This window comes from Kribbella steppae (assembly GCF_004342025.1).
Classification (GTDB): Bacteria; Actinomycetota; Actinomycetes; order Propionibacteriales; family Kribbellaceae; genus Kribbella; species Kribbella steppae.
This window is the reverse complement of the sequence record NZ_SLWN01000010.1, coordinates 23,892-46,222: the sequence shown is the minus strand read 5'-3', so window position 1 is coordinate 46,222 and position 22,331 is coordinate 23,892. Positions and strand designations below refer to the sequence as shown.

The following is a 22,331-nucleotide window of genomic DNA, read 5'->3' as shown; positions in this document are numbered from 1 at the left end:
AGCCGTCATCGACGGCTCCTCGGGCTCACTCGCTTCGCAAGGTGTCGTACGCCGCGTCGACCGCGGCTGCCCGAAGCTCGTCGACATCGACGCCCTCGAAGGCGACGGCACAGTCGGACAGGCCACCGATCGCGACCATGCCGCGCACCTGGTCGGCCAGCGCCGGCGACTCCCCGATGAGCAGGGCGACGATCCGACGGCGCCAGCCCGCGACATGGTCGGTCAGATGCATCTCCTGCAGCACGGACAGATCGCGGATCGCGAGCAGCAGCAGTCCGCGGTGCCGATAGGTGACGTCGAAGAACGACCCGAGCAGTTCACGCCGGTCGGCCGGCGGATCGGCTTCCATAGCACCGACGTACGCGTCGAAGTCGTCGATCAGCGGTTTCGCCAGGCTGCTGACCAGGTCGTCGCGCGAGCTGAAGTGGTAGTAGAGCGCCGGCTTGGTCATCCCCAGCCGGTCCGCGATGTCCTTCAGGCTGGTGTGCTGCACTCCCTTCGCGCTGAACAGGTCCAGCGCCGCCTGCTGGATCCGCTCCCTGGTGTCTGCGCTGCGCGCTCTCGGCATGCCGGCAAGTTTAACTGACCTACCGTTAAGTAAGGCATTGACAAGACCGCATCCTGATTGCTTACCTTCCGTTAAGTAAACAAACAGAAGGGGCCCGCCGTGGCAAGGGTGCTGATCTCAGGAGCGAGTGTGGCCGGTCCAGTACTCGCGTACTGGTTACGCCGGTTCGGCTTCGAGCCCACCGTGGTCGAGCGCACCCCGGCGCTGCGGCACGGCCTCGGCGGACACGCCGTCGACCTGTTCGGTTCAGGTGTCGAGGTGGTGCGTCGGATGGGCCTGTGGGCGCAGATCCACGAGGCACGCACCCGGACCACGATCATGACTCTGGAGCGGCGCGGTGGACGCCCGGTCGATGTGAACGTCGACCGGCTGAGCGCCGGCATCTCGGACCAGCACGTCGAGATCCTCCGCGGCGAACTGACGAAGATCCTGTACGACGCGACGCGCGCGGACGTGGAGTACCTCTTCGGCGACTCGATCGCCACCGTGCACGACGACGGTTCGGGCGTCGACGTGACGTTCGACCATGCGGCACCGCGCCGGTTCGACCTGGTGATCGGCGCCGACGGCCTGCACTCGACGGTCCGCCGGCTCGTCTTCGGCCCCGAGGAAGGACTGCGCCGGCCGCTCGGCGGCTACCTCGCGGTGTACTCGCTGCCTGATCTGTTCGACCTGGGGAACCGGATGCTGGTCCACATCGACGTCAACCGGATCGTCAGCACCTATGGTGTGCACCAGACCGGTGAGGCCCGAGCGGCCTTCCTGTTCCGCAAGCCCGAGGAGTTGCGGTTCGACCATCGCGATCAGGAGCAGCAGCGGCAGATCGTCGAGGCCGAGTTCCGCGACTGCGGCTGGCGGGTACCGCAGTTGCTCGAGCATCTGGCGACGGCCGACGACTTCTACTTCGACGCGATCAACCAGATCACCCTGGACAGCTGGTGCCGGGGCCGGGTCGGGCTCGTCGGGGACGCGGGATTCAGTCCTGGACCGGCCATCGGCGGTGGGACGAGTCTGGCCGCGGTCACGGCGTACGTGCTGGCCGGCGAGCTCGCGTCGGCCCGGAACGACCTCCCGGCCGGGCTGCGCAGCTACGAGCAGCGGATCAGCCGGTACGTCGACCTCAGTCGCGCGGCCGCGGTGAAGACGATGCGGTCGGTGATCCCGGGGAGCCGGACCGCCGTACGACTGGTGCCCTGGGCAACGGCAACCCTGGTCAAGCTCCCGGCCTCGATCCAAAAGCTCGCCTGGTCCCAGAACGGCCTCGGCAAGGCGCTCGGCGCCCTACAGCTACCGGACTACAGCCCTCACCTCACCAGCCGCTAGCCAAGCCGCCACCCAGACCAGCACGGCGACCTCGAGCACTGCGGCCCTCCGCCCTCGCGTCACCTCTGTCCACAAACCTCGCGGCCGTCCCTAAGCACAGATGCAGAATGGGTGTCCAGCCGGGTCGAGCATGACCCGGAGCTGCTTCGGGTCGCGGTCGGGCGGCTGGTGCGGCGCTGCCATTCCACCGGCTTGGACCACCAGCGCGACCGCCGCTTCCATGTCCCTGGTATCCATCTCGAAGTGGATCATCTTCGTCTGCGCGGATGCGTCCTCCGGCCACACGGGAGGCACGTACCAGTCCTGGGCCTGAATGTTGATGCACCGGTCGTCGACCATGAGCGCAGCCCAACGCGTCTCGTGCTCGGACACCTCCACCTGGAGGATGTCGCGGTAGAAGGCCACCAGCACGCGTGGGTGAACCACCGGCTAGAACAGGGTTTGCTGGTCGACGTCGGGGGTGGTGTGTGGGATCGGGGCGGGGTGGCGGGAGTGGCGGACTGGGTTGCGACGGCGGGGTGAGCGGACGCGGGCAGCGGTGGAATCTTCGGGGCTCATCGGGTCCGAGCGGTGGCGGGAGCTTCGGCCGAAGCCGTGTTTGTCCAGCAACGGGCGAACCTTGGCTTCGAAGGCGTTCTGGTAGCTCGGCGCGGCATTGACGCCGTGGGCGTAGAGGGATTCGTAGCGCGAGACCAGATCCGGACGCTCCTGGGCGAGCCAGGCCATGAACCACTCCTTCACGCCCGGCCGCAGATGAAGCACGAGCGTTGTCACCCCGCTGGCGCCGGCCTCGGCCAACTCACCGAAGAGGGCGTCGAGTTGCTCGGCCGAGTCTGTGAGCCACGGGAGCACCGGCGCGACCATCACACCGCAGGTGAGACCGGCCTCGCGGACGGCGCGGATCAGGTCGAGCCGACCACGGACCGACGGGACGCCGGGCTCGACCAGCTTGCGTAGCTCCTCGTCGGCCAGCGCGAGCGATATGCCGATACCGACCGGGACTTCGGAGGCAGCCGACTCCAACAGCGCCAGATCCCGCCGGAGCAGCGTCCCCTTGGTCAGCACGGACAGCGGCGTACCCGAACCCGCCAACGCCTCGATGATCCCCGGCATCAGCCGGTAGCGCCCCTCGGCCCGCTGGTAGGGATCGGTATTGGTGCCCAAGGCAACCTGTTCGCCGGCCCAGGACGGCCGGGCCAGCTCGCGCCGCAACACGTCCACCACGTTCGTCTTCACGATGATCTGCTGGTCGAAGTCCTCCCCCTGGTCGAGCTCGAGATAGCGATGCGAAGGCCGGGCGAAGCAGTACCGGCAGGCGTGCGTGCAGCCGCGATAGGGATTGATCGTCCAGTTGAAGGGCAGTGACGTCCCCGGCACCGAGTTCAGCGCGGAGCGCGCCAGCACCTCGTGGAAGGTGATACCGCGGAACTCCGGCGTGGTCACCGACCGGACCAGACCCGCGATCGACCCGAGCCCCGGCAACGTCCCCGGGGTCTCCGCGTCGACCTGCTGACCAGCCCATCTCATGCAGCACAGTCGAACATATGTTCCCCAGATCTTCAAGTCGGCCATGTGCGCCACATTCAATTCCCGTATACCCTACGAGAATCGACCACCCAGGGAAGGCACATCCCATGACGATCCTCGTGACAGGCGCGACCGCGAGCGTCGGACGTTTGCTCGTCGACGAACTCGTAGCGGCGAACGCACCGGTCCGTGCGCTCACCAACAGCCCGAAGAAGGCGGCGCTCCCCGACCACATCGAGATCGCGAAGGGCTACCTCGGCAAACCGGAGACCCTCCCCGCGGCCCTCGAGAACATCGACACGGTCTACCTCGCGCCACTTCCGGCGTACGTCGACGACTTCGTGCGGTGTGCGCAGGAGGCCGGCGTCCGGCGGGTCGTCGTACTGTCCGGTGAACCCGCGGAGTATGAGGCACAAGGCGATCCGGCGGAGTGGCACTACTACAAGATCGAGCGGGCGATCGAGGACGGCGGGTTCGCGTGGACGCACCTGCGACCGGGGCAGTTCATGAACAACACGCTGGACTGGGCCACGTCGATCAAGGCAGAGAACGTCGTCCGGGCGCCGTACCCGGCCGCCGTGCAGACACCGATCGACCTGGCCGACATCGCGGCAGTAGCGCGGGTAGTCATCCTGAACGAGAGCTTCACCGGGCAGAAGCTCACGATGAGCGGCCCGGAAGGGCTGACCGCTCCGCAGCAGGTCGAGTACATCGCCCAGGCGATCGGTCGCGAGGTCAAGTTCGAGGAACTGTCGCCCGAGCAGTACATGGCGATCTGGACGCCGATCGTGGGTACGGAGACCGCACAGTGGCTGCTCGACGGCTTCCGGATGATGGCCGAGTACCCGATGACCCCCGAGCCGACAGTTGAAGCGCTCACCGGTCGCGCCGCGACGACCTATCGCGACTGGGCGATAGCCAACGCCGACGCCTTCCGCTGACGCATGGGACGCTGTGCACTGTGACAGTCCGGCACAGCGGTGGAGGTCAGCCCGAGCGCACCCTCGCGCTGCTCTGGCGCAACCAGGGGAAGGCCCAGCAGCCGGCCCAGCCAGACGCAGGCCAGCAGGTACGACGCACTGCCGGCCGACGACCCTCATTGGACGTCGACGGCCTAGTGCGAGCCGGCATCCGACTGGCCGACGAGCGCGGACTCGAAGCAGCCTCCATGGGTGGAGTGGCGAAGGCACTCAGCGTAGGGACCATGACGCTCTACACCTACGTGCCCTCCAAGGAGGAGCTCCTGGACCTCATGGTCGACGAGATCCTGGCCGAGCGACAGCTACCCGGCCCCGGCGACCCCAGACCGGCCGACTGGCGTGAGCAGGTCGAGCTGTACTCCGAACAGACCCGCGCGATGTTCCAGCGCCACCCTTGGCTCGCCCGGGTCTCCACCGTCCGCCCGCCTGTCGGCCCCGGCATGCTGGCCGGCCGCGAGTACCTACTGTCCACCCTCCTCCCCCTCGGCCTCAGCCCTCGCGACACGAACACGGCCGCTCTTGCCATCACGACGTACGTCGACTCAGCCGCCTCCCTGGAGGCCGAGAGCCGACTGGTCGAGCGCGCGACCGGCCAGAGCGACGAGACCTGGTGGCACGAACGCAACGACCTCTGGGAGACGTACTTCGACGTCGAAAGACATCCCGCGATGACGGCGATCTGGAACGCGAACGGCTACCAGGACACCGTCCGCGAGGCGGCCACCGACTCGTACCGCTACGGTCTCGACCGCCTCCTGGACGGGATCCAGGCTCAGGCGAAATCCCTATAGATCAAGGGAGATCCAGGCCGGGTCGTGATCGGTCCCGTCCCGTTCGAGCTTCTTCCGCCGGCCGATGAACGCGTCCCGCAGCCGCGGCGCCAACGCCGGAGACAGCCAGATCTGATCGATCAGGTCGAACGCCCGCGGCTGCCCGGACGCCTTGAACGTCGACGTCCAGGCCGGGTTGGCCGGTAGCTGCACGGTCGTCTTGACCGTGCCGACCTCGGTCGGCGTGAGCAGCGCGTTCACCATTCCGGCCTTCTCGTACGACGTCAGCGCCGGCGAGTCCGGGGTGTCGTTCATGTCCCCGCAGAGCATGAACCGCTGCCGGGTGCTCGTCCGCTGGGCGATGATCCGCATGATCGTGTCCGCCTGCCGGGCCCGTAGCAGTTCTGCGGCCGCCGCGGCCGCGACCGGATCCTCGACGGTGAAGTCGACGAACTTCGACTTCAGGTGCGTCCCGAACACGGTCAGCACCCGCCGCCCGCGCGCGTCGAGGATCTCCGCCTCGACCAGGTCGCGGGAGAAGATCGGCCGGTCCGGCACGTCCGGATGGAACGTCCGCTGGTAGCTGGTCACCCCGCCGAGCGGCCGTCGCGACAGCAGGCCGATATCGATGAACCGGGTCGAGTCGTTGCCGTCGATCACCATCACGTGCTCGTACGCGCCGTTCAGCTGCACGCGGTTGAACTCGCGCAGCACGTCGGCGTTCTCCACCTCCTGCACGACCCACACGTCGGCATCCGCGGCGAGCAGCCGCTCGGCGACCCGGTCCGTGTCCTCGCGCTTCTTCGCCACGAGCAGCTTGCCGCGGCTGTCCAACTGCAGCCGGCGTCGGTGCTCGTCCTCGAAGGTGTACGTCGCCGGCACCGAGCTCGTCCCCTGCGCGAGCGCGTCCACCGCACCGGCGAAGTTCCACCGGTCGAACAGGTTGTTCAGATTGAAGGTCCCCACCGTCAGTGTCATGTCCCCACCCCCTATGACGAAAGTACGCCGTACACCACCGCGCGTCACCAACACGAAGCGAACAGTTGCCAACGCCTTTCGGCCAGATCCGAAGAGACCCCACCGCCATTCGGGCGATCCCGAAGGGCCGGGCGAGCGATCCGCCCACCGACGGAAGGTTGACTCAGCGCCCCACCAGACCACTTCGTCTTCAACAACCAGTCCGGCGGCGCGGGGGCGTGGCTCTGCAAGGGGTCGAGCGGCACCGACTGCACCGACTACCTTCCGGCCTGGAGCTACGGCAACTACAACCTGACGCCGATCAACTCGATCAAGCTGGTTCGCTGACCCGAGGCCCCGGCGCCACGGGCCAGGGAACTGTGGCGCCGGCTCGGCTCACTCCGCAGCCGACACCGTGATGACGTAGGTTGCCGGGGTGAGTGAGAACTTCCAGGTCGATCTGCAGGGGATCGTCGACCTGCTGAGCAACCATCTGTACAGCAGTCCGCGGGTGTATCTGCGAGAGTTGCTGCAGAACGCCGTCGACGCGATCACCGCCCGTCAGGGCATGGATCCCGAGGCGCCGCGGCGGATCGACGTACGCACCGCCGACGACGTACTGAGCATCAGTGACACCGGGATCGGCCTGCGGCCGGACGAGGTCCGGGAGTTACTGGCCACGATCGGGCGGAGCTCGAAGCGGGACGAGATCGGGTTCGCCCGGACGGAGTTCCTCGGCCAGTTCGGGATCGGGCTGCTGTCTGCGTTCATGGTCGCCGACGAGATCGAGGTCGTCACCCAGCCGGCCGACGGCCCCGCGACCCGCTGGATCGGTACGGCGGACGGCCGCTACACGATCGCGGACACCGCGGACCGCTCCGAGGTCGGTACGACGGTCACGCTCAAGGCCCGGCGTGGTGCGGAGCAGTGGTACAAGCAGGCCACCGTCGTCGAGCTGATCCGGCTGTTCGGTGCGCTGCTGCCGATCGAGATCCGCGTCGACGGTGAGCAGGTCACCGACGGCAAAGCACCCTGGGAAGGGATCGGCGGCGCCCAGCGCGCGGACCTGGTCGGCTACGCCCAGGACAAGCTCGGGTTCACGCCGTTCGACGTCATCCACCTGAACAACCCGGCCGCCGGCCTCACCGGTGTCGCCTTCGTCCTGCCGTTCGCGGCCAACCCGGCCGAGCGCGCGACGCATCGCGTCTACCTGAAGCGGATGCTGCTCGCCGAGAACGTCGAAGGGCTACTGCCCGACTGGGCGTTCTTCGTCCGCGCGGTCATCGACACCTCCGAACTGCGGCCGACCGCGAGCCGTGAGGCGCTCTTCGACGACGGGAACCTCGAGGCCACCCGGGACGCACTCGGTGCGCAGTTGCGCGGCTGGCTGGTGCGGCTCGGCAGCACGGACCCTGCCAAGCTCGACAAGTTTCTCGCGATCCACCAGCTTGGTGTGAAGGCCCTGGCGCTGCACGACGACGAGATGCTGCGGCTGGTCCACCGCTGGCTCCGGTTCGAGACGAACCACGGTCGGATGACGACCGCCGAGCTGCAGGAGCGCTCCGGCGAGATCCGGTACGTCGCCACGATCGAGGAGTTCCGCCAGCTGGCCGCGGTCGCCGCCGCGCAGCAGATCACCGTGGTGAACGGCGGCTACACCTACGACAGCGAGTTGCTCGAGCGGCTGCCCGAGGTGGTCCCCGGCCTCGTCACCACCAGGTTCGACCCGACCGAGCTGAGCACCAGCTTCGACAGTCTGGACCCGGACACCGAGCTGCAGCTTCGCCCGTTCGTCCAGCTGGCACAGGACGCGCTGGACTCGGTTGGCTGCGAGGTAGTGGTCCGTGCCTTCGAGCCGGCCAGTCTGCCCGCGCTCTACCTCGTCGACCGGTCTGCACAGTTCGCCAGTGAGCTCAGAGCCACCAAGGACCGTGCGGACGCGCTCTGGTCGGAGGTGCTCGGTGCACTCGACACCCACGACGACAGCCGCCCGCAACTGGTCCTGAACCACCGCAGTCCGCTGGTACGGCGGATGGCGTCGCTGGGCGACCGTGAGCTCGCACAGCTCGCAGTAGAAGGCTTGTACGGACACGCGTTGATGCTCGGCTACCACCCGATCAGCCCGGCCGACTCCGCGCTGGTGAACCGATCCTTCCTCGGTCTGCTCGATCAGGCCGTCCCCACCCAGGAGGACCCGTCCCGATGAACCAGGAACTGGTCGACCGGCTTCAGCGTGCCGAGAGCGCGCCGTACGGGAAAGCACGGTCCGCTTTGCTGGAGGACGTCGTACGGCGGGCTGACGCGGCCGGTGAGGACGACCTGGCGTTCTACAGTCGTCTGTCGCTCGTCACGGCGTACGTGATGGGTGGAGAGCCGCGGAAGTCGTTGGTGCCGTTCGCTCGGTGTGTGGCGGACTGGGATGCGGACCCGGGCAAGTACCAGGACTACTCGCACCTGTTCCACTGGTGCTTCAAGTACGCACCCAGCACGCTGACCAAGTTCCCCGAGGTCCCGCTGGACCGGGCGTACGCCGTACTGGACGACATGGAACGGCGGTGGCAGGTCAGCGGTCACAGCATGCACGCCGTACATCAGCACCGGTGGCTGGTCGCGCACCACATCGGCGATGTGGAGGCTGCGGCCGAGCAGTTCCGGCTCTGGTCGACCGCACCACGCGACGACCTGTCGGACTGCGTCGGCTGCGACCCCACGTCCAAGGTGCACCACCTGACCAGCGTCGGACGTACGGCGGACGCCGTCGCGCTGGCCGTGAACGTGCTGGACGGGCAGCTGACCTGCGCCGAACAACCGCAGCAGATGCTGACCGCGTTGCTGCCGGCATATGTTGCCGAGGGCATGTATTCCGAGGCAGTCGACGCGCACCGCAAGGGTTACCGGATACTGCGCGGCCGGGTCGGTGAGCTGGCTGAGCACGCGGATCACGTGGTGTTCCTGGCTCGCACCGGCAACGAACTGAAGGCCGTGGAGCTGATCGAGCGGCACCTGAACGAGTTCGACGACCCGCCGTCGCCGTACGCGGAGATGACGTTCGCGGCGGCGGCCGCGCATGCACTCGGCCGCGTGGACGGCTTGACGATTCGGCTGCCGCGAGCAGAGGCCGTCCCAGCGGCGGAGCTGAGCGAGCAACTGACCGGGCGTGCGCTGGAGCTCGCTGCACAGTTCGATGCTCGCAACGGGACGAAGCACCGCAGTGAGGCGATCCAGGCGATGCTGACCGCCGAGCCGTGGGTGGAGTACTTGCCGCTGTCGGAGACCGCGCGACGGGCGCAGCTTCACAAGCAGGCACCGCGCCCGGTGGATACGGCAGTCGACGAGCAGCCTGTGCCCACTGGGCGTGGCTGGCTCGACCGGGCCGAGGACGCGTGGCAGCAGGCGCGGATCGATGAGGCGACGGCTGCGTGGCAGGCCTTCGAGCAGGAGGTGCCGGAGAGCGAGTGGACGCCGGTGGACCGGGCCCGCGTGCTGGACGGCCGCGGTCTGGTGGCGCACGACGAGCCCGAGGTCGCACTGGAGGCTTGGCGCGAGGCGCTCGCGTTGTACGCCGAGGCAGGCGAGGAGGTCCGCGTACTGCGCGACCGCGGACGCATCGGCCGCTTGCTGTGTGAGAACGGCCAGATCGACGAAGGCCTCGCGACGGCTGAGGAGCCAGTGCGCTGGCTCGTTGCCAACGACGAACCACGGCGCCGTGGCCACTGGCAGTACTCGCTGGCGACCATGTACGCGCAGGCCGACCGGCCCGAGGACGCCGTACGGGAGTTGTCTGAGCTCCGTGAACGCGCTGACATCGACGAAGACCTCCGCTCGGGCGCTGCGATCGTCGAGTGCAACCTGCTGGCGCAACTGGGCCGGTTCGAGGAAGCAGAAGCGGCCGCGACGGTTGGCCTTGGTACGTCGGCCGAGCTGCCCCGATCCTTTGCGTACAAGCAGCGTGGGCGTCTTCGGCTGGAGCTGGAGCGTCCGGCCGAGGCAGCCGAGGATCTGACCGAAGCGGTCGCGCTGGCAGCGGGCACGCCTGGTCTGGAGGTGCATGTCGCACTGACTCAGGTGGAGCTGGCCCGCGCGTACCTGCTGACCGGACGCCCGCTGGAGGCGGCAGAGACGGGTGAGGAAGCCCTACCTGCGCTGGGCAGCATCCCTGAGCTCGCCGATCCGCTTGCAGACGTACGCGGCGTACTCATCGATGCCTACCGGGCGCTGGGCGAGCTGGAGTCCGCACTGACGAAGGTGCGGGAGCTACTGGCCGCCGCACCGGCCGAAGCACACCCCGCCTGGCTGGGCATGGTTCGGCAGGATGAGGGCCTGCTGCTGGAACAGCTCGACCGCGACGAGGACGCGGTCGACGCCTTCCTCATGGCCGCGTCGTACCACGAGACTGCCGAGCAACCTGTAGAGCAGGTGCAGGCCGTCCGGCTGGCAGCACAGTCGGCCCGCTATGCGGGCAACTTCGCCCAAGCGGTGGAGCTGATCGAACGCGCCCGACCAGTCCTCGACGCACTCCCGTCAGCCGACCAGCGCGTCCTCTTCCAGACCGCCGGCGTTCACTGGGACCTGGCCATGATCGCCCTCCAGCAAGGCGAAACGGACATCGCCGTACAACACGCGACACAGGCCGCGGAGCACTACGAACGAGGCGGCTACGAGGACCAGCACACCAACGCCCGCCTGCTGGTCGCCGAACACGGCACAACCGACGAGAAGCTGGTCGAGCAGATCTTCACCGCCCTCCCCACCGGCCACGACCTCTGGTACCGCGCCGGCTGGCTCCTGGTGGACCGCCTGAACACCCAAGGTCGATCCCAAGAAGCCCACGCCCTCCACGTCCGCCTAACCGAGTAACTAACCCACGCGCGCCCGCCGTCCGGCGGCGGGGCGCTGGCGGGCAGCACCCGTCACTCAGCGGGTGGTTACTCCCACTCGATGGTGCCGGGAGGTTTGCTGGTGATGTCCAGGGTTACGCGGTTGATTTCGTCGACCTCGTTGGTGATGCGGGTGGAGATGCGCTCCAGGACGTCGTACGGGAGGCGGGCCCAGTCGGCGGTCATCGCGTCCTCGCTGGTGACTGGACGCAGTACGACGGGGTGGCCGTAGGTCCGGCCGTCGCCCTGGACGCCGACCGAGCGGACGTCGGCGAGCAGGACCACCGGGAACTGCCAGATGTCGCGGTCCAGGCCGGCCGCGGTCAGCTCGGTGCGGGCGATCAGATCGGCGGCGCGGAGGATGTCGAGGCGCTCCCTGGTCACCTCGCCGATGATCCGGATGCCCAGCCCGGGGCCTGGGAACGGGTGCCTGTAGACCATGGTCTCGGGCAGTCCGAGGGCCAGGCCCAGCTCGCGGACCTCGTCCTTGAACAGCGTCCGCAGCGGCTCGATCAGGCTGAACTGCAGGTCGTCGGGCAGACCGCCGACGTTGTGGTGGGACTTGATGTTCGCGGTGCCGGTGCCGCCGCCGGACTCGACCACGTCCGGGTAGAGCGTGCCCTGGACCAGGAACTCGATGTGCCGCTCGGCGTCCAGCTTCCGCGCGGTCGCCTCGAAGGTCCGGATGAACTCGCGGCCGATGATCTTCCGCTTCTGCTCGGGATCGGTGACCCCGGCCAGCGCACCGAGGAACTGATCCTCGGCGTCGACCACCTCGAGCCGGATGCCGGTCGCGGCGACGTAATCCTTCTCGACCTGCTCCGACTCCCCGGCCCGCTGCAGGCCGTGGTCGACGTACACACAGGTCAGCTGGTCGCCGATCGCCTTGTGTACAAGGGCCGCCGCGACCGCGGAGTCGACGCCGCCGGACAGCGCGCACAGGACCTGCTTGTCGCCGACCTGCTGGCGGATCAGCTCGACCTGCTCCTCCACGACGTTCGTGGTGGTCCAGTCGCCCTTGCAGCCCGCGATGTCGTAGAGGAAGTGCTCGAGCACCGCCTGTCCCGCCTGCGAGTGCAGCACCTCCGGGTGCCACTGCACACCGGCCAGCCGCTTGTCCAGGTCCTCGAACGCCGCGACCGGCGCGCCCTCGGAGGCGGCCAGTACGGCGAAGCCGGCGGGCGGCGCGTGGACTGCGTCACCGTGTGACATCCACACGTTGAGATCCTCGGGGATCCCGGCCAGCAGCGTGCCCGCCGAGCTCACCGTCACCGGTGTCCGGCCGAACTCGCGCAGCCCGGTCCGACGGACCTCGCCGCCGAGCGTCTGCGCCATCGCCTGGAATCCGTAGCAGATCCCGAAGGCCGGCACCCCGGCCTCGAACAGCCCGGACTCGACCCGCGGCGCGCCCTCGGCGTAGACCGACTGCGGCCCACCGGACAGGACGATCGCCTTCGGGTTCCGGGCCAGCATCTCCTCGACCGGCATCGAGTGCGGCACGATCTCGGAGTACACCTTGGCCTCGCGGACCCGGCGCGCGATCAGCTGCGCGTACTGCGCCCCGAAGTCGACGACCAGAACCAACTCATGCTCAGTCACCCGCAAAGCCTATCGGTGCAGGTCAGCGGGGTTGTAATCCGAGGTCCGCAGCGGCTCGTTGGTGATCTCCAGACCCGGGAACCGGCGGCGCATGGCGGCTTCGTGCCGGTCGGCGGAGGCCGGCTCGCCGATGTAGTCCGCGATCAGGTGCCGGCCGAACCACAGCCGCACCCGGCGGCGGGGAGGGAAGCTCACCCAGCGGACGCTACCGCCGCTAGTTGTCCGAGGTGTTACTGCGCGTTACGACTCGAAGTCGTTGCGGGGCCCGGAACGACAGCAGCTCGATCATCGGCGGTTCTTCCACCAGGTGTACGGCGCTCAGCAGGTCAGCCGCACACTCGAGCGCCACCCGAGCCTCCAACCGCGCCAGTCCAGCACCCAGGCAGCGATGGATCCCGATTCCGAACGCCAGATCGGCCGGACCTCCTCGGCCGGTCAGCCCGAGCAGGACCGGAGCCCCAGCAGGCAGCTCGAAGTCTCCGACCACAGCGGGCTGGGCCGTGACCCGACGCCAGGTGGGCACCGAGGAGGCCTCTCGCAACACCGCCTCGACCACCTCCGCAGGATGCTCGCCCGCACCCTCCACTCCGTCGCCCGGCTCGCTCTCCGCTCTGCTGCCCGCAGGGCGGAGTGTGCGATGAAAGGCGGTGGAGATGAGTTGGGTCGTCGTCTCCTGGCCGGCGATCAGCAGGAAGTAGCCGACCGCACACACTTCCTCGTCGGTGAGGCCGAGGTCAACCAGGACGCTGAAGAGGTCGTCCCCTGGGTCCTGGCGCGCGGCCGTCGTACGAGATCGGAGCCAGTCGTAGAACTCGGCCGCACTGTGCGCGAGCTCCAACTGCCGGTCCTCGTCCGGCCACCCCCAGAACAGCTCCAGCGACTCGCGACTCCACGCCTTCAACGCGGGTACGTCGACATCGCGCAGACCAAGCAGGTCGAGCACGACCAGCGCCGGCGGCTCCGCAGCAACTGCCTCCACCAGATCGACCTGGCCGCCCCTGGCCAGAACGGTCACAGCCTCGGCCACCCGCGACGCCGTCAGCGATCGGGTCAGCGGCTCGACCGCCGCGACCCGGGCAGGGCTGAAGAACCGCGCCACCGCCGCCCGGATCGGCCGGTGCGACTCCCCCGCGTTGTTCGCCAGCGTCGGCGGCAACGCGAACCCGACCGCCGACAACACCCGCAACGCCTTCACCGACAACGGCGTGTGCGCGAGTACGGCGTTGTCCGGCCGGAACGTCTCCGGGTCCAGTAGCACCTCACGGGCCAGCGCGGGATCGTCGACAATCCAGTACCCGAGCTCCTCGTCGTACCGAGCGGGGCAACCGGTCATGTGAACCAGCCGGGCGCGGCGCCGGTGAAGGCGGCCCGATCGAGCCGGCCAGCGTTGGCCGGGATCCGGCCGATCACCGGGACGCCGGTGGTCACGGGGAGGTCCTCGAGGTTGCACTGCTCGGCCAGGTCAGGCTCTGCGGGCCAGGAGCCGATGATCAGACCGTCGATGGGTAGCCCGCGGGCCCGGAGAGCTTGGATGGTCAGCCCGGTGTGGTTGAGGGTGCCGAGGCCGGAGCGGGTCACCACGACGAAGGCGAAGGGTGCGCTCAACGCAGCGGCGAGTTCGGCGAGGCCCCGGCCGTCCTCGTCCAGGCCGACCAACAGGCCGCCGGCGCCCTCGACCAGGACGGTGTCCCGAGTGGTCGCCAGGTCGTCGATGAACTTGGCCTGAGCCTCGACCGTCGGGAGTGGAACACCTTCCCGGCGGGCGGCCGTGGTCGGCGCCAGCGGGTCGTGGAGGCGGATGCCTTCGTGCAGGTCGGTGAGGCCGGTCAGGCGCTTGATCTCGGCGAGATCACCTGGCTCGTCCGGCGTGACGCCGGTCTGAGCCGGCTTGACCACCGCGACGGACGACCCACGGTGCGCGCCCGCTCCACCCACGTTGAGCGCGGCACCCACAACCCCGCTACCCGCGCGAAGCGCGGCGCCGGCGTAAATGGTGGCGAGGGCTGCGGTGGCGATGGTTTTGCCTACGCCGGTGTCGGTGCCGGTGACGATGAGGACCTTGGTCACGAGACGTCCTGGATGGCGCGGCTGATGACGTCGCAGGCCTGGTCGAGGTCGGCGTCGGTGAGGCCGGCGTGCGCGGTCAGCCGAAGACGCGAGATGCCGTCCGGCACCGAAGGCGGCCGGAAGCTGCCGACCCGGACACCGCCGGCCAGGCAGAGCTCAGCGGCCTGCACGGTCTCGCGAGGTCCAGGCATCGGCACGGAGACAACCGGCCCGGAGGCAGCGGGAACGTCGCAGGCCGACGCAAGCCGGGCCGTGGCAGTGTGGATCGCGAGCGGCCGCTCGGGCTCATTCTTCAACACCTGAAGGGCCGCGAGCGCAGCGGCACAGGCCGCCGGGTTGAGACCGGTGTCGTAGATGAACGACCGCGCCCGGTTGATCAGGTGCGCACGCACCAAGGCCGGCCCCAGCACGACGCCACCTTGGGAAGCCATTGCCTTGGACAACGTCATCGTGACGATGACGTGGTCGAGACCGGCGAGGCCGGCGGCGTGGACCGAGCCGCGACCTTCGCCGGTGACGCCCAGGCCGTGGGCCTCGTCGACCAGCAGTACGGCGTCGTGCGCGCGGGCGGCGGCGGCCAGTTCGGTCAGTGGGGCCGCGTCGCTGAGGACGCTGAAGACCGATTCCGTCATCACCACCGCGTGCGGCTCGTTGCGCTCGGCAAGGACCTTGGTGACCGCATCGACGTCGTTGTGCGGGACGATCTCGACGCGGGAGCGGGACAACCGGCAGGCATCGACGAGCGACGCGTGGACGTGCTCGTCGGACACCAGGAGCGTGCCGGGGCCGCCAAGTGCGGTGACCACGCCGAGGTTGGCGAGGTATCCGGACGAGAACACCAGCGCGGATTCCTGGCCCACGTAGTCAGCCAGCGACGACTCGATCTCCTCGTGCAAAGCCGTCGTACCGGTGACCAACCGGGAAGCTGTCGAGCCGGTCCCCCACACGCGTACGGCGTCAGCCGCGGCCTCGATCACCCGGGGATCGGACGCCAGACCAAGATAGTCGTTGCCCGCCAGGTCGATCAGCCGTTCATCGGCCGCGCGCGCCCGGAGTCGACGGGTGAGTCCGCGCGACTCCAACGCGGCGGCCTTCGGGGCGAGCCATTCCTCGAGCATCAGCCGACCTCCTGCACAGCACCCGTGATTGCGGCGCCGATGGTCGCGATCTCCTCGTCGGTACAGATGTACGGCGGCATCGTGTAGACCAGATCGCGGAACGGCCGGACCCACACTCCCCGGCGCAGTACGGCCTCCGTCATCCGCTTCATGTCGACCGGACCGCCCAGCTGTACGACGCCGACCGCACCGATCACGCGGACGTCCTTGACCCCTGGCATCGACGCCGCCGGCGCCAGGCCGGCCGATAAACCCGCGGAGATCTGCGCGACCCGGCCGGCCCAGTCCTGGGACAGCAGCAGATCGATCGAGGCCAGCGCGACCGAGCAGGCCAGCGGGTTCGCCATGAAGGTCGGGCCGTGCATCAGTGCACCGCCCGGACCGTTCGAGACGGTGTGCGCGACGTCCGTCGTACACAAGGTCGCGGCCATCGAGAGGTAGCCGCCGGTCAGCGCCTTGCCGATGCAGAGGATGTCGGGGTCGATCCCCGCGTGCTCGGAGGCGAACATCGTCCCGGTCCGGCCGAAGCCGGTGGCGATCTCGTCCAGGATCAGCAAGAAGCCGTGACGGTCGGCGAGTTCACGCAGTACGCGCAGACAGGCCGGGCTGTACGGGTACATCCCGCCCGCGCCCTGCAGGATCGGCTCGACGATGATCCCGGCGATGCCGTCCGCATTCCGCTCGGCGATGTCAGACACTGCCGCGGCCCAGGCCAGGAACTCCGGATCGTCGTCCGGGCGATCGAACCCGGCCGGCGGCTGCGGGCCGAACACCTGCTCCTTCAGGGCACCGGTGAAAAGCGAGTGCATCCCGTTCACCGGGTCGCACACGCTCATCGGCGCGAACGTGTCGCCGTGATACCCGCCGCGGACGGTCAGCATCCGGGTCCGGCCACTGTTGCCCCGGGCAACTTGGTACTGCAGGGCGAGCTTGATCGCGACCTCGACCGAGACCGAACCGGAGTCGCAGAAGAACACATGCCGCAGCGGCTCCGGGGTGATCTCGACCAGCCGGTCGGCCAGCCGGATCGCGGGCTCGTGCGTCAGCCCGCCGAACATCACATGACTGAAGTCGTCCACCTGGCTCTTCACCGCCGCGTCGAGCACCGGGTGGCGATAGCCGTGGATCATGCACCACCAGGACGCCATCGCGTCGATCACCTCGACCGTGCCACCAACGTCACCGGCAACGTCACCGCTCTCGCCGGAGGGCCCGGAGGACAGACGCAGCCGTACGCCGTCGGCACCGCGGACCAGCCGGACCGGCGACGGCTCGCTCAACGAGGAGTACGGATGCCAGAGGCGCTCCGAATCCCGCTGCAACCACTCACTGACCGACTCTGCCACCGCTCCCGCCTCCATCCTGAGGATCCAGCTCGCCGTGCACAGAGCAGCGGGCCGACCAGCCCATCGGGTGCACCTGGACGATCATCCTGCGGCGGCACTCACCGCAGTAGCGGGGCGGCTCCAGCGCAAGGGCCCGGCGGCAGTCCTCGTGACTGCTGCCGGCCAGTTCCCGGCCGCAATGACCGCAGTACCCGTTCACAGTGTCTTCTGGAGTTCCTTCACCGGCATCTTCAGCTCGGCGAGCAGGTCGAGGTCGGCGGTCGCCGGGCGGCCGAGCGTGGTCAGGTAGTTGCCGACGATGACGGCGTTGATACCGCCGAGCAGGCCCTCGCGGGTGCCCAGGTCGCCCAGGGTCAGCTCGCGGCCGCCGGCGTACCGCAGCACCGTCCGCGGCATCGCGAGCCGGAACGCGGCGATGGTCCGCAGCGCGTCCTTGCCGGCCATGATCTCCATGTCGCCGAACGGCGTACCCGGGCGCGGGTTGAGGAAGTTGAGCGGCACCTCGTGCGGGTCCAGCTCGGCCAGCTGCGCGGCCAGCTCGGCGCGCTGCTCGAGGGTCTCGCCCATCCCGACCAGGCCGCCGCAGCATAGCTCCATGCCGGACTCCTTGACCATCAGGCAGGTGTCCCAGCGCTCCTCGAAGGAGTGCGTGGTGACGACGTCGCCGAAGTACGAGCGGGCCGACTCGAGGTTGTGGTTGTAGCGGTGCACCCCCATCGCCTTGAGCTCGTCGACCTGCTCCTGGGTGAGCATGCCGAGTGAGCAGGCGATGTTGATGTCGACCTCGGCGTTGATCGCCTCGATACCGGCCTTCACCTGGGACATCAGCCGCTGGTCCGGACCGCGGACGGCGGCGACGATGCAGAACTCGGTCGCACCGGTCTTCGCGGTCTCCTTGGCTGCCTCGACCAACTCCGGGATGTTCAGCCAGACCGAACGGACCGGCGAGGTGAACTGGCCGGACTGGGAGCAGAAGTGACAGTCCTCCGGGCAGCCGCCGGTCTTCAGCGAGATGATCCCCTCGACCTCGACCTCCTCACCGCACCACTTCACCCGTACGTCGTGCGCGAGCGCGAGCAGATCGGCCAATTGGTCGTCGGGCGATTGCAGCACCTCGATCAATTGCTCCTGGGACAGACCCACGCCCTGCTCCAGAACCTGCGCCCGGGCCACCTCGAGGATGTCGCTCATCGTTCTCCTGCCTCATCTGACGGTCGGCCCACAGTAAGACAGCCGGGCCGGTTCTCTCTGCGAGGGGCGTCACGTGGAACACCTGGCCCCGACCTGCGTCAGCCACTCTCCGCACTCCCCGGGAAACTTTCTGGATTTTTCCGGGGAACCTCGTAACCCCCTGTGAGAGGGCTCGTTGATGTGTGCAGAGGCGGTTAACCGCAAGGAAGACCGCCACCCGGTGACAAGGAGCAACGAAATGCTGATCATTACGATCAGCACGCAGAGTGGTCACAACCACTTGCGACAGCTCGAAACTCCTGGAATCGGATGTAGAGTGGGGTACCAAGAGCTCGGGTCGCCAGCTGTGGCTGGTGACCCGATCCCAAGCGCCGGGCGCCTCACCCCGGCTTGAGTGGGTCCCTCGGGAAACGATTTGGGCGGAAACGTTCCTGAGGGACCTGCTCCCTTTTATGGCACTTTTCAGAAAACCTCAGAAACCTCAGCAGCCACATCCGTGCTGAGGTTTTTTCATTTCCCTGGTGACTGTGCGGAAGTATTGTCGTTGTGTTACGGCTTCGTCACAGGCTGCTTAGGCACAATCGGCAACCGCAAGGCGCCCGGCGCATCGGCCGGTACGACGGGATGCCCTGGCTTCACCGGTTGCACCCGCTGGTACGCCGATCCGATCGCCGGCCGGACGTCGTCCGCACCCTTGTTCGGCCAGAACGCCAGTGCCCGTTCCGCCTGGGCGGTGATCGTCAGCGACGGGTTGACGCCGAGGTTCGCCGAGATGGTCGAGCCGTCCAGGATGTGCAGGCCGTCGTACCCGTAGACCCGGTGGTACGGGTCCACCACGCCGGTCTCGGGTGAGTCGCCGATCGCGCAGCCGCCGATGAAGTGCGCCGTCATCGGCACGTTGAACGGCTCGCCGATGGTGCCGCCCGGGGTGCCGTTCATCAGCTTCGCCATCCGCCGGACCACCTGGTTCGCGACCGGGATCCAGGCCGGGTTCGGTGCGCCGTGACCCCGTTTCGAGGTCAGCCGCCAACGTCCGAGCCGGTCCCGCTTGCCGAACGTCGTGATCGAGTTGTCCGCGGTCTGCATCACCAGGGCGATCACGGTCCGCTCGGACCAGTGCTTCAGGTCGTACAGCCGGCGGATGTTCTTCCGCTGGACGCGGAGTTCACGCAGCCAGGTCCGCCACCGCGGCCGGTCCCCGTCGCCGTCGGTCAGCACGGTCTGCAGCAGCGACATCGCGTTGCTGCCCTTGCCGTACCGGACCGGCTCGATGTGGGTGATGTCGTCGGGGTGGAACGACGAGGTGATCGCGACGCCGCGGCTGTAGTCGACGTCGCGGTCCCTGGAGATTGCCCCGAGCAACGATTCGGAGTTGGTCCGGGTCAGTACGCCGAGCCGGTCGGACAGCCGGGGCAGTTTGCCCTCGTCCCGGAGCCGGTGCAGCAGTTTCGCCGTACCGAGGGCTGAGGCGGCGAACACCACCTGCTGGGCGGTGAACCGCCGCGTGCTCCTGCGGTCGGAGGTACGCCGGGTGTCCACGGCGTACCCGCCGCCCGGCAGCGGCTCGACCGAGGTCACCGTGGTCATCGGGTACACCTCGGCGCCGGACTTCTCGGCCAAGTAGAGGTAGTTCTTGGTCAGTGTGTTCTTCGCGTTGTGCCGGCAGCCGGTCATGCACTCACCGCAGTTGATACACCCGGTCCGACGCGGGCCGGCGCCACCGAAGTATGGGTCGTCCACCTCGACACCCGGCTCACCGAAGAAGACGCCCACCGGGGTCGGGTGGAACGTGTCCCCCACCCCCATGTCGTCGGCGACCTGCTTCATCACCTCGTCGGCCGGAGTGAAGCCCGGGTACGTCGTGACGCCGAGCATCCGCTTGGCCTGGTCGTAGAACGGCGCGAGCTCGGCCTTCCAGTCGGTGATGTGCGCCCACTGGCGGTCGGTGTAGAACGCGGGCAGCGGCTCGTAGAGGGTGTTCGCATAGACCAGGCTGCCGCCGCCGACACCGGCTCCGGACAGGATGATCACGTCCCGCAGCGCGCTGATCCGCTGGATGCCGTACCAGCCGAGTTTCGGCGCGAACAGGAACCGGCTCTTGTCCCACGAGTTCTTCGCGAACCCGGCGTCGTCGAACCGCGCGCCCGCCTCGAGTACGGCGACCTTGTACCCCTTCTCGGTCAACCGCAGCGCACTGACACTCCCCCCGAACCCCGACCCGATGACCAGCACGTCGTAGTCGAAGGTCATGGACGGCCCAGCTTCTTCAGCACCCGCAGTGCTCCGGTCATCAGTTCGGCGTAGGTCTCGTCGGAGAGTCCGTGCGAGGCCGCGATCGGCAGCAGCCGCTGGGTCGCGATCGCCTGCATGTCGACGTACCGGCGGATGCCCTCGACCCCCTGACGGCGGCCGAGCCCGGAGGACCGCATCCCGCCCATCGGGGTGTCGATCGAGCCGAAGGTCGCGCCGTAGGCCTCGTTCACGTTGACCGTGCCGGCCACCAGTTGTGCCGCAATCGCCCGGCCGCGCCGGCCGTCCCGCGTCCAGACGCTGGCGTTGAGCCCGTACTCGCCCTCGTTCGCGCGCTGGATCGCCTCGGACTCGTCGGAGAACCGGTAGATCGACACCACCGGCCCGAACGTCTCGTTGTCGAAGCACTCCATCTCCGGCGTCACCCCGGACAGCACCGTCGGCTCGTAGAACAGCGGGCCGATATCCGGCCGGGCCTTGCCGCCGGCCAGTACGACGGCGCCCTTGGACCGGGCGTTCTCGACGTGCCGGGTGACGGTCTCCAGCTGCGCCTTCGAGATCAGCGACCCCATGTCCACGTCCCAGCCGGTCCCGGCGGACAGCCGGATCTTCTTCACCCGGTCGATGAACGCCGTGACGAACGCGTCGTACACCTGGTCGGCGACGTAGAGCCGCTCCATCGAGACACACAACTGACCGGCGCTCGAGAAACACGCCCGGACGGCGCCTTCCGCGGCGCGGTGGATGTCGGCATCCCGCAGTACGAGCATCGGGTTCTTGCCGCCGAGCTCGAGGCTGCAGCCGATCAGCCGCTCGCCGGCCTGCTGTGCGACCAGCCGGCCGGTCCGGGTCGAGCCGGTGAAGCAGATGTAGTCGGTGTTCTGGATGATCGCGCCGCCGACGGTCGGGCCGTCGCCGTGCACCGGCTGCCAGGCCTCGCGCGGCAGCCCGGCGTCGTACAGCAACTCGATCGCTCGGAGCGCGGTCAGCGGGGTCTGGCTGTCCGGCTTGTGTACGACGGTGTTACCGGCGAGCACGGCCGGAAGACCATCGGCCATCGCCATGCTGAGCGGGTAGTTCCACGGCGAGATGATGCCGACGACACCCTTCGGGACGAACCGTTGCTCGGCCCGGGTGAGGATCGGGAACATGCCCAGCTTGCGCTGCGGCTCCAGCAACTCGGCGGCCTTGCGCCCGTAGTAGCGGGCGGTGAGAGCGACGTGCGCGACCTCCTCGAACGCCTGCTTGCGCGCCTTGCCCGACTCGAGGATCACCAGGTCCACGAGCTCGTGCCGGTGGTCCAGAACCAGGTCGTGGTACCGCAGCAGGATCGCCGCACGCTCGGCCAGCGGCACCCGCCTCCAGGTCTGCTGGGTCCGCCGCGCCGACCGGACGGCCGCGACCACGTCTTCCGGGCTGGACACGGGTAGTGTCGCGATCGGCTGCCCGGTCGCCGGCGCGTAGGTGGTCCTGGCCCCGGCCGAGGCGCGGAGCAGCCCCGACAACCGGCGGACAACCGACTGGTCGGTCGCGTACGACGCGGTCGGGTCGAGCTCGGGGTCGGCAGGAATCGAGGTCTGCTCGCTCATTCCTCCACCTCGCTGGCGCTCGGTTCCGGAATGAGCGAGAACACTGCTCTACCCATTATTCGCTCACTACGCTCGCTCATGAATCCAGGCTACCTGCCGGTAATACTCATGTCAGTACCGGAAATCGCACGTGTCAGCCCTAAGGGTTCCGCCCCAGAGACCACTAAGG

19 protein-coding genes are annotated in these 22,331 nt (G+C 68.4%); 5 read left to right on the top strand and 14 right to left on the bottom strand.

Annotated features, from left to right (window positions below):
* Nucleotides 1–25: 25 nt before the first annotated feature.
* Nucleotides 26–568 (bottom strand): TetR/AcrR family transcriptional regulator, encoded by a 543-nt coding sequence (locus EV652_RS27685; RefSeq protein ID WP_132212188.1) that lies wholly within the window; start codon nucleotides 566–568, stop codon nucleotides 26–28.
* Nucleotides 569–667: 99 nt separating this feature from the next.
* On the opposite strand from EV652_RS27685, the gene EV652_RS27680 reads away from it, so the two are divergent.
* Nucleotides 668–1,891 (top strand): FAD-dependent monooxygenase, encoded by a 1,224-nt coding sequence (locus EV652_RS27680; RefSeq protein ID WP_132212187.1) that lies wholly within the window; start codon nucleotides 668–670, stop codon nucleotides 1,889–1,891.
* Nucleotides 1,892–1,981: 90 nt separating this feature from the next.
* Here the strand turns inward: EV652_RS27680 and EV652_RS27675 are convergent, their stop codons facing one another.
* Both EV652_RS27675 and EV652_RS27670 read right to left on the bottom strand, forming a co-directional pair.
* Nucleotides 1,982–2,302, bottom strand: a complete 321-nt coding sequence (locus tag EV652_RS27675) for a VOC family protein (RefSeq protein WP_132212186.1) — start codon at nucleotides 2,300–2,302, stop codon at nucleotides 1,982–1,984.
* 18 nt (nucleotides 2,303–2,320) lie between these two features.
* Entirely contained in the window at nucleotides 2,321–3,418 is a 1,098-nt protein-coding gene (locus tag EV652_RS27670) for an Rv2578c family radical SAM protein (RefSeq protein WP_132212185.1), read from the bottom strand.
* 107 nt (nucleotides 3,419–3,525) lie between these two features.
* Here EV652_RS27670 and EV652_RS27665 point away from each other — a divergent pair, with 107 nt between their 5' ends.
* A complete protein-coding gene (locus EV652_RS27665) occupies nucleotides 3,526–4,359 on the top strand; it encodes an NmrA family NAD(P)-binding protein (protein WP_132212184.1) in 834 nt (277 codons plus the stop codon).
* 20 nt (nucleotides 4,360–4,379) lie between these two features.
* Entirely contained in the window at nucleotides 4,380–5,189 is an 810-nt protein-coding gene (locus tag EV652_RS27660) for a TetR/AcrR family transcriptional regulator (protein ID WP_132212183.1), read from the top strand.
* On the opposite strand, the gene EV652_RS27655 is transcribed toward EV652_RS27660, so the two are convergent.
* The gene (locus EV652_RS27655) at nucleotides 5,184–6,146 is read right to left on the bottom strand and encodes an endonuclease/exonuclease/phosphatase family protein (protein WP_132212182.1); all 963 of its coding nucleotides are present in this window, start codon (nucleotides 6,144–6,146) and stop codon (nucleotides 5,184–5,186) included. The genes EV652_RS27660 and EV652_RS27655 overlap by 6 nt on opposite strands.
* Before the next feature lie 415 nt (nucleotides 6,147–6,561).
* Here EV652_RS27655 and EV652_RS27650 point away from each other — a divergent pair, with 415 nt between their 5' ends.
* Together EV652_RS27650 and EV652_RS27645 are read left to right on the top strand one after the other, a co-directional pair.
* The gene (locus tag EV652_RS27650) at nucleotides 6,562–8,331 is read left to right on the top strand and encodes an HSP90 family protein (protein WP_132212181.1); all 1,770 of its coding nucleotides are present in this window, start codon (nucleotides 6,562–6,564) and stop codon (nucleotides 8,329–8,331) included.
* Nucleotides 8,328–10,982, top strand: coding sequence for a tetratricopeptide repeat protein (locus EV652_RS27645; protein WP_132212180.1), 2,655 nt, complete (start codon nucleotides 8,328–8,330; stop codon nucleotides 10,980–10,982). The genes EV652_RS27650 and EV652_RS27645 overlap by 4 nt, the downstream gene beginning before the upstream one ends.
* Nucleotides 10,983–11,050: 68 nt before the next feature.
* On the opposite strand, the gene guaA is transcribed toward EV652_RS27645, so the two are convergent.
* From guaA to EV652_RS27595, 10 genes are all read right to left on the bottom strand, one after another.
* A complete protein-coding gene (gene guaA, locus EV652_RS27640; RefSeq protein ID WP_132212179.1) occupies nucleotides 11,051–12,601 on the bottom strand; it encodes a glutamine-hydrolyzing GMP synthase in 1,551 nt (516 codons plus the stop codon).
* Nucleotides 12,602–12,610: 9 nt separating this feature from the next.
* Nucleotides 12,611–12,796 (bottom strand): hypothetical protein, encoded by a 186-nt coding sequence (locus tag EV652_RS27635; RefSeq protein ID WP_132212178.1) that lies wholly within the window; start codon nucleotides 12,794–12,796, stop codon nucleotides 12,611–12,613.
* Nucleotides 12,797–12,815: 19 nt separating this feature from the next.
* Nucleotides 12,816–13,934, bottom strand: a complete 1,119-nt coding sequence (locus EV652_RS27630) for a cytochrome P450 family protein (protein ID WP_132212177.1) — start codon at nucleotides 13,932–13,934, stop codon at nucleotides 12,816–12,818.
* The gene (gene bioD / locus EV652_RS27625) at nucleotides 13,931–14,668 is read right to left on the bottom strand and encodes an ATP-dependent dethiobiotin synthetase BioD (protein ID WP_132212176.1); all 738 of its coding nucleotides are present in this window, start codon (nucleotides 14,666–14,668) and stop codon (nucleotides 13,931–13,933) included. The genes EV652_RS27630 and bioD overlap by 4 nt, the downstream gene beginning before the upstream one ends.
* Nucleotides 14,665–15,786: an 8-amino-7-oxononanoate synthase gene (locus EV652_RS27620; protein WP_132212175.1), complete on the bottom strand. Its 1,122-nt coding sequence runs from the start codon at nucleotides 15,784–15,786 to the stop codon at nucleotides 14,665–14,667. Before EV652_RS27620 ends, bioD begins: the two co-directional genes overlap by 4 nt.
* Nucleotides 15,786–17,108 (bottom strand): adenosylmethionine--8-amino-7-oxononanoate transaminase, encoded by a 1,323-nt coding sequence (gene bioA / locus EV652_RS27615; protein WP_439649095.1) that lies wholly within the window; start codon nucleotides 17,106–17,108, stop codon nucleotides 15,786–15,788. The genes EV652_RS27620 and bioA overlap by 1 nt, the downstream gene beginning before the upstream one ends.
* Nucleotides 17,109–17,112: 4 nt before the next feature.
* The gene (gene bsaP / locus EV652_RS46400; RefSeq protein ID WP_132212173.1) at nucleotides 17,113–17,331 is read right to left on the bottom strand and encodes a biotin synthase auxiliary protein BsaP; all 219 of its coding nucleotides are present in this window, start codon (nucleotides 17,329–17,331) and stop codon (nucleotides 17,113–17,115) included.
* Nucleotides 17,328–18,323, bottom strand: coding sequence for a biotin synthase BioB (bioB, locus tag EV652_RS27605; protein WP_132212172.1), 996 nt, complete (start codon nucleotides 18,321–18,323; stop codon nucleotides 17,328–17,330). Before bioB ends, bsaP begins: the two co-directional genes overlap by 4 nt.
* A 549-nt stretch (nucleotides 18,324–18,872) precedes the next feature.
* Nucleotides 18,873–20,573, bottom strand: a complete 1,701-nt coding sequence (locus EV652_RS27600) for a GMC oxidoreductase (protein WP_132212171.1) — start codon at nucleotides 20,571–20,573, stop codon at nucleotides 18,873–18,875.
* The gene (locus EV652_RS27595) at nucleotides 20,570–22,162 is read right to left on the bottom strand and encodes a succinic semialdehyde dehydrogenase (RefSeq protein ID WP_132212170.1); all 1,593 of its coding nucleotides are present in this window, start codon (nucleotides 22,160–22,162) and stop codon (nucleotides 20,570–20,572) included. Before EV652_RS27595 ends, EV652_RS27600 begins: the two co-directional genes overlap by 4 nt.
* Nucleotides 22,163–22,331: the final 169 nt, after the last annotated feature.